Raw genomic sequence first — 10,954 nt, forward strand, 5'->3', positions numbered from 1 at the left:
CGGTCCATCGACTCGGCACGGTCCTTCGGCTCGGTGTGGTCCTTCGGGGCGACGCTCACGCTCCACCTCCGATCAACGAAAGGAACGCGTCCTCCAGGCGGCGCTGCGGCCCGGCGCTCTCCACCGGTACCTCCAGCCGCACCAGTTCGGCCAGCAGCGCGCTGGCCGCCAGTCCGTCCAGGCGCACCAGCAGGCCGCCGTCGACGGCCTCCACCGAGCCGACCCCGGCGAGCGCGGCGACCTTCTCGACCACCGGCACCGGGTCGTACGGGCCGGCGATGCCGATCATCAGCAGCTCGCCGGCGCCCACGATGTCCCCGACCGGGCCGGCCGTGACCAGCCGCCCGCGGTCCATCACCACCAGGTCCGTACAGCTCTGCTCGACCTCGGACAGCAGGTGGCTCGACACGATCACGGTCCGCCCGCCGGCCGCGTAGCGGATCATCACCTCGCGCATCTCACGGATCTGCGGCGGGTCCAGCCCGTTGGTCGGCTCGTCCAGGATCAGCAGGTCCGGCATCCCGAGCATCGCCTGCGCGATCGCCAGCCGCTGCCGCATGCCCTGCGAGTACGTCCGCACCGCGCGGTCCAGCGCCTCGCCGAGCCCGGCGATGGCCAGCGCCTCGTCGAAGCGGGCGTCGGCCTCCGGCCGTCCGGTCGCCTGCCAGTACAGCCGCAGGTTGGCCCGCCCGGTGAGGTGCGGCAGGAAGCCCGCGCCCTCCACGAACGCCCCGACCCGCGAGAGCACGGGCGCGCCGGGCCGCACCAGGTGACCGAAGATCCGGATCTCCCCGGCGTCCGGCCGGATGAGTCCCATCAGCATCCGCAGCGTGGTGGTCTTGCCGGCACCGTTCGGCCCGAGCAGGCCGAGCACCTGTCCCTGCTCCACCCGGAAGCCCAGTTCCCGTACGGCGTAGCGGTCCTGGGCGCCCTTGTAGCGCTTGCTCAGCCCGCTGATCCGCAGCGGCACCGCGGCCAGCTCCGGGTCGAAGGCGGGCCCGGCGGCCCGGCGGCGGCGCAGCCGCGGCGCCAGCACCAGGGCCGCGGCCACCAGGACGGCGATCACCGGCAGCAGCCAGGTGCGCGAGGGCAGCGGGGCCGCCTCGGTGACCAGTTCGGCGACGGTCGGCGCGGTGAGCGCCCCGGCCGGTGCCACCCGGTAGGTGGCCGGCTCGACCGGCGAGGCGTAGGCGAGGTCGGTGGCGGCCAGCACCAGTCGCACCCGGTGCCCGGCGGGGAAGGTGTGGTCCACGGTCGGCAGCGCGACCGTGACGGTCTGCCCGGCGTCCGCGCCGGTGACCCGCAGCGGGGCCGCGAGCTGCTGCGGCAGCACCGCCTTGCCGTCCGGCCCGACGTCGTACAGCTTCGCGAACAGGACCGCGTCCGGCCGGTCCGCCGTCACCCGCACCGGCACGGTCGGCTGCCCGGTCAGGTGCAGCGGCGAGTCCAGCGGCGCCGAGTCGAAGGCGGCGTTCTGCCCGGGGAAGTCCAGTGAGAGCCCGGCGCCCAGCGAGGCCGCCTGGCTGAGCGCGCCGACGCCCGGCAGGGTCGAGATCCCGGGCGGCGCGCCGCCGGGAGGGTTGGCGAGGGTCTGCTCGCCGCCCGTCAGCTCGACGGTCCGCGAGCCGGTTCCGCCCAGCCCCGGGTACCGGTCGGCGGTGGCTCCGCGCAGCACGGCCTGGAAGCCGGTCGAGTCGACCCCGCCGGTGCGGGTGACCCGGAAGGCGGCGCCGGTGTCGTTGCCGTCCCCCTTCAGGTAGTGGTCGAACCAGGCGGTCACCCGGTCGTCGACCCGCGCGCTGGTGTCCGTCCCGCCGTCGTGGCCGCCGGCGAACCAGTCCACCGCGACCGGCGCGCCGTTGGCGGCCACCGCCTTGGCGATCCGGTCGCCCTGGTCCAGCGGGAACAGCGAGTCCTGCTGCCCCTGCACCACCAGCGTGGGCGCCTTGAGCTGCGCCGCCACCGAGGACGGGCTGGAGCGCTCCAGCAGCGCGACGGCCTCCGGATCGGCGTGCCCGGCGGTGGCGACCCGGTCGTACATCCGGCAGAGCGAGTCCAGGAACCGCCCGCAGCCGACCGGCCCGTCCGCGGTCGGCTTCGGCCCGCCGCCCTCCCGCGGCGCCCCGCCGGAGGGCCCGAGGTCCCCGGCCGAGCCGGTGGTGAAGAAGATCCCGGCCCACAGCTTCTTGAACACGCCGTCCGCCGCGCCCGAGCCCTGGACGCCCTGCGGGAACAGCGCGTCGGCCAGGTTCCACCAGGTGATCTGGGTGGCGACGGCGTCGATCCGGGGGTCGTACGCGGAGGCCAGCAGCGAGACCGCCCCGCCGTACGAGGCGCCGGTGATGCCGACCTTCGGGTCGCCGGCGGCGTCCAGCTGCACCTCGGGCCGCTGGGCCAGCCAGTCCACCAGGTGCTTGACGTCCTCGACCTCGCGGTCCGGCGCGTTCAGCCCGATCCTGCCGCCCGAGTGGCCGAAGCCGCGCGCCGACCAGGTCAGTACCGCGTACCCCTGCCGGGCCAGCTGTTCGGCGCGCTCGCGCTCGCCCTCCTTGGAACCGCCGAAGCCGTGCGCCAGGAGCACCGCCGGGCGCGGACCGCCGCCGGTGGTGAAGAAGGAGGTGTCCAGCTGGACCTGCTGGGTGCTGCCGGGCGTCTCCGGCATGCTGAGGAAACGGTCCTCCTGGTGGACCGCCCGCTCACCGCCGGACGCCACCGTCGCGGTGCCGGCCGCGGCCACCGCCACCAGGGCCACCGCCCCGGCCAGCAGCCCGCGTCCGACCGTTGTTCCCCGGGCGCGCCAGCGACGCCATGCCCCACCGAACTCCATGGGCGCTGATCGTATCCGCCGTCCGGGTAGGTGTCCGATAAAGCCGCCACACCATTTCGCCCGGTTCGCCCCACTTTGCCCGAGTATCGTACGGCGCATGCCCTGGCCGCTGATCTCACTGCTCGCCACCGTCGCCGCCACCCTGGCGATCGGCTGGATCGTCGACCAGGCCCTCCAGCGGATCGCCGCCCGCAACCCCTCGGCCCCGGTCTGGCCGCTGCTGCGCCGCTGCCGGATCCCGCTCCAGCTCTCCGTCGTGTCGGCCCTGCTGCTCGCGGCCAGACCGCTCCAGCGGATCTTCCACCTGAAGGGCGACGCCGGCGCCCAGCACCTGCTCCTGCTGTTCCTGCTCGCCTCGCTGGGCTGGCTCACCGTCCGCGTGGTGGCCGCCCTCCTGGAGGCGCTGCTCAGCCGCTACGAGACCCGCGTCGACGACCCGGCCCGGGTCCAGCGGGTGCGCACCCAGATCGGCATGCTGCGCCGGGTGGCCGGCGCGCTGATCGTCGTGGTCACGGTGGCCGTGATGCTGCTGACCTTCTCCGCCATGCGCACCGTCGGCGCCAGCCTGCTCGCCTCGGCGGGCGTCATCGGCATCGTGGCCGGCATCGCCGCCCAGAGCACCCTGGGCAACTTCTTCGCCGGCCTCCAGATCGCCTTCAGCGACACCGTCCGGATCGGCGACACCGTGGTGGTGGACGGCCAGCAGGGCACCGTCGAGGAGATCACCCTCACCTACCTGGTGGTCCGGCTCTGGGACTACCGCCGGCTGGTCGTCCCGGTCTCGTACTTCGTCAACAAGCCCTTCGAGAACTGGACCCGCCGCGACCCCGGCCTGCTCGCCGCCGTGCTGCTCCACCTCGACCACACCACCCCGATGGAGGAGCTGCGCGCCGTCCTGCGCGCCCGCCTGGACCGGCACCCGCTGTGGGACGGCGACGAGTGGGGCCTGCACGTCACCGACACCACGCCCAGCACCATCGTCGTCCGCGCCACCATGACGGCCCGCACCCCGGACGACGCCGCCCGGCTCCGCTTCGACATCCGCGAACAGCTCATCGCCCACCTGCGCGACGAGCACCCCCACGCCCTCCCCCGCCTGCGCACCACCGAAGGCTGAGCCGCGACCGCGACCGCGCCGGAAACAAGAGTTCCCCGCACCCCGACCGGGGCACGGGGAACCGCGCGAAGCGAAGGGCGACCAGCGGGAACCCGCCCCCGGAGGTGCGGCGCCGTCCGACCGGAACGCCTACAGCTACAGCATCCGCGTCATCGTCCGGTGCGGGATGCCCGCGGAGTCGTACACGGGCCCCTCGGCCACGTACCCCAGCCGCTCGTAGAACCCGAGCGCCCGCACCTGCGCGTGCAGCTCGACCTCCACCGCGCCGCGCTCGGCCCCCGCGGCCTCGACCGCCCGTACGAGCACCGCCCCGAGGCCCGTCCCCCGGGCCGCCGCGACGACCGCGAGCCGCCCGAGCAGCACGCGCCCCTCGACACCGCCGGTGAGCTCGCGCGCCTGCTCCCCGAAGATCAGCCGCGCCGTCCCCAGCGCGGCCCCGTCGGCCCCGAGGGCCAGCAGGTGCACCGAGGTCGCGTCGTACTCGTCGTACTCCAGCTCCTCCGGCACGTTCTGCTCGACGACGAATACCTCGCGCCGGACGGCCCGCACGAGCTCCAGGTCCGCCTCCCCCTCGGCGATCCGGACGGTGGCAGCCGCCACCTCAGCTCTCCGCCGCGATGATGTCCAGCGACTTCCTGAGGTCCTCCGGGTACTCGCTGGAGAACTCGACCCACTGCCCGTCCGCCGGGTGCTCGAAGCCGAGCGACACCGCGTGCAGCCACTGCCGGGTCAGGCCCAGCCGCTTGGCCAGCGTCGGGTCGGCGCCGTACGTCAGGTCGCCCACGCAGGGGTGCCGCAGCGCGGACATGTGGACGCGGATCTGGTGGGTGCGCCCGGTCTCCAGCTTGATCGCCAGCAGCGACGCGGCCCGGTACGCCTCGATCAGGTCGTAGTGGGTGACGGACGGCTTGCCGTCCCGGGTGACGGCCCACTTCCAGTCCGAGCTGGGGTGCCGGCCGATCGGCGCGTCCACCGTCCCGCTCATCGGGTCCGGGTGGCCCTGCACCAGGGTGTGGTAGCGCTTCTCGGTGATCCGGTCGTGGAACTGCCGCTTGAGGTCGGTGTAGGCGCGCTCGGACTTGGCGACCACCATCAGCCCGGAGGTGCCGACGTCCAGCCGGTGCACGATGCCCTGGCGCTCGGCGGCGCCCGAGGTGGAGATCCGGTACCCGGCCGCGGCCAGCCCGCCGATCACGGTGGGGCCGGTCCAGCCCGGGCTGGGGTGCGCGGCGACGCCGACCGGCTTGTCGACCAGCACGATGTCCTCGTCGTCGTGGACGATGCGCATGCCCTCGACCGCCTCGGCGACGATCCGCACGGGCGCGGCCGGGGCCGGGATCTCGACCTCCAGCCAGGAGCCGGCGGTCACCCGGTCCGACTTGCCGGCCGCGGCGCCGTCGAGCGTCACCTTGCCGTCGGCGGCCAGCTCGGCGGCCTTGGTCCGGGAGAAGCCGAACATCCGGGCCAGGGCGGCGTCGAGGCGCTCGCCCTCCAGGCCGTCGGGAACGGGGAGGCTGCGGATCTGCGCTGCGGTACTCACCCGTACGAGTATGCCGGAAACGCGGCCCTCCCCCGCCCGCCGGTGGCCGGGGCTACTTCTCCGCCTGCTCCGTCTTCTCCGCCTTGTCGGCCTGCTGGTGGAGCGTCCCGTCCGGGTTGCTGCCCCGGAAGGAGAGCAGCACCACCAGGATTCCGCCGCAGACGATCGCCGAGTCCGCGAGGTTGAAGACCGCGAAGTGCTGGACGGAGATGAAGTCCACCACATGCCCGCGGAAGACGCCGGGGGCGCGGAACAGCCGGTCGGTGAGGTTGCCGAGCGCCCCGCCGAGCAGCAGCCCGAGCGCGATCGCCCAGGGCAGGCTGTACAGGCGGCGCGCGATCCGCCAGATCACCACGATGACGGCGGAGGCGATCATCGTGAAGACGACGGTCAGCGCCTGCCCCATCCCGAAGGCCGCGCCCGAGTTGCGGATCACCTGGAAGGTGACCACGTCCCCGATCACCTTGATCGCCGCGTGGTTCTCCAGCCGGGCGACCACCAGCAGCTTGCTGCCCAGGTCGATCAGGAAGGCGAGCACCGCCACGACCAGCAGCACCCCGACCCGGCGCCGCCCCTTGGGCTTCTCGGTCCCCGCGTCGTCCACGGACGCCCCGGTCGGCTCCGCCACGGGCACCTCCACGGCATCGGCGGGGGACGGGACGGCGTCGTCCCGGGTCTGGGGGGAACCTTGCGTGCTGATGATCCGCTCCGCTGCCGATGGAGCTCCCCCGGTCCGCAGGAGGGGGAGGGTGGTGGGCCGGTGACAGCCTGCCCGCGTTCACGAACGCGTCAGGCGACGTTACTCGGGCGACATTACGGGGTCGAGCGTACGGCAAGCCCGACCCCGCGCGTCGCTCCGGTCGCCCGGTTCAGCGGCGTTCCTGCTTGGCCTTGCACTGCACGCAGAGCGTCGCCCTGGGGAAGGCCTGCATCCGGGCCTTGCCGATGGCCTGCCCGCAGGACTCGCAGGTGCCGAAGCCGACGCCCTCCAGTCGATCCAGCGCGCGCTCGGTCTGGGCCAGGCTGTCCCGCGCGTTGTTGGCCAGCGCCAGCTCGCTCTCCCGCGAGATGTTCTTCGTACCGGCGTCCACCTGGTCGTCGCCGGCTCCGTCGTTGGAGTCGCGCATCAGGCCGGAGATGGCCGCCTCGGCGGCGCCGATCTCGGTCCGGAGCCGGTCCAGGTCGCTGATCAGCTCGTCGTGCAGCTCGTGGACCTCCTCGGCGGTCCACGGGTCCTCGCCGGGCCGGACCGGCAGCGTGGCCGGGTCCACCGACTCGGCGCCTCTCGGCGCGGTGACGGTGTCGGTGCTGCTCTTCGGTGCGGTAGTGGTCACGGGCCCCTCCCCTGGGTCGACCGCCACGGCCTTGCGTGCCCGCTTGGTGGCGGTGCCCGCGCCGGTTCCCTTCTCAGCCATGGCTTTCGACCCCATCTACGAACGAATCGAGCCGCCGGTTCCCGGCGGCTTCCAGTGCCGGAACGATAATCCCGATCAAAACCGGTCACAACATGACATACCGACGCCTCATAACGTTCCCACCCAGGCAGCCGTCCCAACCGTCACGCCCCGTGCGCTCAGAGATTTGTGCCCAGATCGACTCCGGCTAACCTCCCTCGGCGAACGCCCCCGGAACGCTCCCGGAGCGCCCCCGGAGTGCTCCGGACCACCCACCGGGAAACGGTTTGGACAAACCGCCGCACCCGGCCGATACACTGGCGGGGCAAGGCGCAGATGGGACGAGTACCGACGTACGCAGCCACCAGCGACCCGGGGACGGTGCGAGCCCGGGGGTGTGCACGACGGGAAGATCACCCCGGAGCCGCCGGAAGAACGGCCGCCGCGATGCCGCGGTGGCCCACTAGACCCGGCAGCAAGCCCAAACAAGAGGGCCGCGAACGCAGCACCGCGGCCAAGGAGGGTGGTACCGCGGGACGGCCGGGCCGTCTCGTCCCTCCGGAGGATCCAGTCCCGCATCCACCGGAGGTAGACGCCGCGATGGCCAGCTCCTACAACCCCGTCCCCGCGCAGGTGGATCTGCCTGCCCTGGAGCACCAGATCCTGTCCTTCTGGCAGGACAACAAGATCTTCCAGCGCAGCCTGGAGCAGTCCGAGGGCCGCCCCGAGTGGGTGTTCTACGAGGGCCCGCCCACCGCCAACGGCATGCCCGGCGCCCACCACATCGAGGCCCGCGTCTTCAAGGACGTCTTCCCGCGCTTCCGGACCATGAAGGGCTACCACGTCGCCCGCAAGGCCGGCTGGGACTGCCACGGCCTGCCGGTCGAGCTCGCCGTCGAGAAGGAGCTGGGCTTCTCCGGCAAGCAGGACATCGAGGCGTACGGCATCGCCGAGTTCAACGCCAAGTGCCGCGACTCGGTGACCCGCCACACCGACGCCTTCGCCGAGCTGACCACCCGCATGGGCTACTGGGTCGACCTCGACGAGGCCTACCGCACGATGGACCCGTCGTACGTCCAGTCCGTGTGGTGGTCGCTCCAGCAGATCTTCGACAAGGGCCTGCTGGTCCAGGACCACCGGGTCGCCCCCTGGTGCCCGCGCTGCGGCACCGGCCTGTCGGACCACGAGCTGGCCCAGGGCTACGAGACCGTGGTCGACCCCTCGGTCTTCGTCCGCTTCCCGCTCACCAGCGGCCCGCTGGCCGGCCGGGCCGCCCTGCTGGTGTGGACCACCACCCCGTGGACCCTGGTCTCCAACACCGCCGCCGCCGTCCACCCGGAGGTCACCTACGTGGTGGCCACCGACGGCGAGGAGCAGCTGGTCGTCGCCGAGCCGCTGGTCGCCAAGGCGCTCGGCGAGGGCTGGGAGACCACCGGCGAGTCCTTCACCGGCGCCGAGATGGAGCGCTGGGCCTACCGCCGCCCCTTCGACCTGGTCGAGATCGAGAACGCCCACTACGTCCTCAACGCCGACTACGTCACCACCGAGGACGGCACCGGCATCGTCCACCAGTCCCCCGCCTTCGGCGCGGACGACCTCGCGACCTGCCGCAAGTACGGCCTGCCGGTGGTCAACCCGGTGCTCGGCGACGGCACCTTCGCCCCCGAGGTCCCGCTGGTCGGCGGCCAGTTCTTCAAGAAGGCCGACGAGGCCCTGGTCGCGGACCTCAAGGAGCGCGGCCTGCTCTTCCGTCACCTGCCGTACGAGCACAGCTACCCGCACTGCTGGCGCTGCCACACCGCGCTGCTCTACTACGCGCAGCCGTCCTGGTACATCCGGACCACCGCCGTCAAGGACGCGATGATCCGCGAGAACGAGGCCACCAACTGGTTCCCGGACACGGTCAAGCACGGCCGCTTCGGCGACTGGCTGAACAACAACATCGACTGGGCGCTCAGCCGCAACCGCTACTGGGGCACCCCGCTGCCGATCTGGCGCTGCGAGGAGGGCCACCTCACCTGCGTCGGCTCGCTGGCCGAGCTGTCCGAGCTCACCGGCACCGACCAGAGCGGCCTCGACCCGCACCGCCCGTACATCGACGCGGTGACCTTCGCCTGCCGCGACTGCGGCGGCACCGCCACCCGCGTGCCCGAGGTCATCGACGCCTGGTACGACTCGGGCTCGATGCCCTTCGCCCAGTACGGCTACCCGTACCAGAACAAGGAGCTGTTCGAGAAGCGCTACCCGGCGCAGTTCATCTCCGAGGCGATCGACCAGACCCGCGGCTGGTTCTACACGCTGATGGCGGTCGGCACCCTGGTGTTCGACAGGAACAGCTACGAGAACGTCGTCTGCCTGGGCCACATCCTGGCCGAGGACGGCCGCAAGATGTCCAAGCACCTGGGCAACATCCTCCAGCCGATCCCGCTGATGGACCAGCACGGCGCCGACGCCGTCCGCTGGTTCATGGCGGCCGGCGGTTCGCCCTGGTCGGCCCGCCGGGTCGGCCACGGCACCATCCAGGAGGTGGTCCGCAAGACCCTCCTCACCTACTGGAACACCGTCGCCTTCCAGGCCCTGTACGCCCGCACCTCGAACTGGGCGCCGTCGGCGAACGACCCGGCCCCGGCCGACCGCCCGCAGCTGGACCGCTGGGTGCTCTCCGAGCTGAACACCCTGGTCCGCGAGGTCGACGCGGCCTACGAGGCGTACGACACCCAGCGCGCCGGCAAGCTGCTGTCGGGCTTCGTCGACGACCTGTCCAACTGGTACGTCCGCCGCGGCCGCCGCCGCTTCTGGCAGGGCGACGCCGCCGCGCTCGCCACGCTGCACGAGGCGCTGGAGACGGTCACCCGCCTGATGGCCCCGCTCACCCCGTTCATCACCGAGCGGGTCTGGCAGGACCTGGTCGTCCCGGTCGCCCCGGAGGCCCCGGCCTCGGTGCACCTGGCCACCTGGCCGGAGGCCGACGAGTCGCTGATCGACACCGAGCTCTCCCGGCACATGGCGCTGGTCCGCCGCCTGGTCGAGCTGGGCCGGGCCACCCGCGCCGAGTCCGGCGTGAAGACCCGTCAGCCGCTCTCGCGCGCGCTGGTCGCCGCCCAGGGCTGGGAGGAGCTGCCGGCCGACCTGCGCGCGCAGATCGCCGAGGAGCTCAACGTCTCCACCCTGGAGTCGCTGGCGGAGGTCGGCGGTTCGCTGGTCGACACCAGCGCCAAGGCCAACTTCCGCGCGCTGGGCAAGCGTTTCGGCAAGGGCGTCCAGGACGTCGCCAAGGCGGTCGCCGCCACCGACGCCGCCCGCCTGGCCGCCGAACTGCGCGCCTCGGGCACCACCTCCGTCGAACTGAACGGTGAACCGATCACCCTCTCCCCCGACGAGGTGATCATCACCGAGACCCCGCGCGAGGGCTGGGCCGTCGCCAACGAGTCCGGCGCCACCGTCGCCCTCGACCTGGCCATCACCCCGGAGCTCAAGCGGCTCGGCATCGCCCGCGACGCCATCCGCCAGATCCAGGAGGCCCGCAAGAACTCCGGCCTGGACGTCGCCGACCGCATCGTCCTGCGCTGGCGCGCCACCTCGGAGGAGACCGCCGAAGCCATCGCCGAACACGGCCCCCTCGTCGCCGAGGAGGTCCTCGCCACCGACTTCGCCGCCGGCGCGGCCGACTGGGACTCCGAGACCTTCGCCGACGACTCCCTCGGCCTCGCCTTCCAGCTCCGCAAGGCCTGACCCGCACCACCCCCGAACCGCCGCCCGGCTCCCCGCCGGGCGGCGGTTCCGCATTTCCCCCTGCCCCACCCCCACCCCCAGCGCCCACCTCTCTCTCCCTCCCTCCCTCCCTCCCTCCCTCCCCACCGAGAGGAGCACCCCCCGAGAGCACCCCCCGAGAGCACCCCCGAGAGCCCCCTCCTCCCCAGCGAGGCCCCCCGCGAGAGGGACGCGCTGCGGAAGGGGGCGGCGCAGGGGGTGGGTGCGGAGAGGGGCGTGACGGGTGATTTTCAGACTGCCAACGACGCCCAGCGCCCCACCCACAGGGTCGGCAGTCTGAAAATCACCCAGCCCCCGGAGCACCC

7 protein-coding genes are annotated in these 10,954 nt (G+C 72.9%); 2 read left to right on the forward strand and 5 right to left on the reverse strand.

Annotated features, from left to right (window positions below; genetic code table 11):
• Positions 1–55: 55 nt before the first annotated feature.
• Positions 56–2,827, reverse strand: a complete 2,772-nt coding sequence (locus tag ACGFSC_RS37305; RefSeq protein WP_359908350.1) for an alpha/beta fold hydrolase — start codon at positions 2,825–2,827, stop codon at positions 56–58.
• 97 nt (positions 2,828–2,924) lie between these two features.
• Here ACGFSC_RS37305 and ACGFSC_RS37310 point away from each other — a divergent pair, with 97 nt between their 5' ends.
• A complete protein-coding gene (locus tag ACGFSC_RS37310; RefSeq protein WP_359908353.1) occupies positions 2,925–3,944 on the forward strand; it encodes a mechanosensitive ion channel domain-containing protein in 1,020 nt (339 codons plus the stop codon).
• Positions 3,945–4,079: 135 nt separating this feature from the next.
• Here ACGFSC_RS37310 and ACGFSC_RS37315 read toward each other — a convergent pair whose 3' ends face one another.
• The 4 genes from ACGFSC_RS37315 to ACGFSC_RS37330 form a co-directional block, all read right to left on the reverse strand.
• Positions 4,080–4,544, reverse strand: a complete 465-nt coding sequence (locus ACGFSC_RS37315; protein ID WP_359908356.1) for a GNAT family N-acetyltransferase — start codon at positions 4,542–4,544, stop codon at positions 4,080–4,082.
• A 1-nt stretch (position 4,545) separates the two neighbouring features.
• Positions 4,546–5,484 carry an RluA family pseudouridine synthase gene (locus tag ACGFSC_RS37320; protein WP_359908359.1) on the reverse strand — a complete coding sequence of 313 codons (939 nt, stop codon included), beginning with the start codon at positions 5,482–5,484 and terminating at the stop codon, positions 4,546–4,548.
• 52 nt (positions 5,485–5,536) lie between these two features.
• Entirely contained in the window at positions 5,537–6,187 is a 651-nt protein-coding gene (gene lspA / locus ACGFSC_RS37325) for a signal peptidase II (protein ID WP_380355635.1), read from the reverse strand.
• 166 nt (positions 6,188–6,353) lie between these two features.
• Complete coding sequence (locus ACGFSC_RS37330) at positions 6,354–6,818, reverse strand: TraR/DksA family transcriptional regulator (RefSeq protein WP_359908365.1); 465 nt, start codon at positions 6,816–6,818, stop codon at positions 6,354–6,356.
• A 660-nt stretch (positions 6,819–7,478) separates the two neighbouring features.
• Here ACGFSC_RS37330 and ileS point away from each other — a divergent pair.
• On the forward strand, positions 7,479–10,610 hold the full coding sequence (gene ileS / locus ACGFSC_RS37335; RefSeq protein WP_359908368.1) for an isoleucine--tRNA ligase: 3,132 nt from the start codon (positions 7,479–7,481) through the stop codon (positions 10,608–10,610).
• Positions 10,611–10,954 lie beyond the last annotated feature (344 nt).

Source organism: Kitasatospora sp. NPDC048715, assembly GCF_043198905.1.
GTDB lineage: Bacteria > Actinomycetota > Actinomycetes > Streptomycetales > Streptomycetaceae > Kitasatospora > Kitasatospora lactacystinica.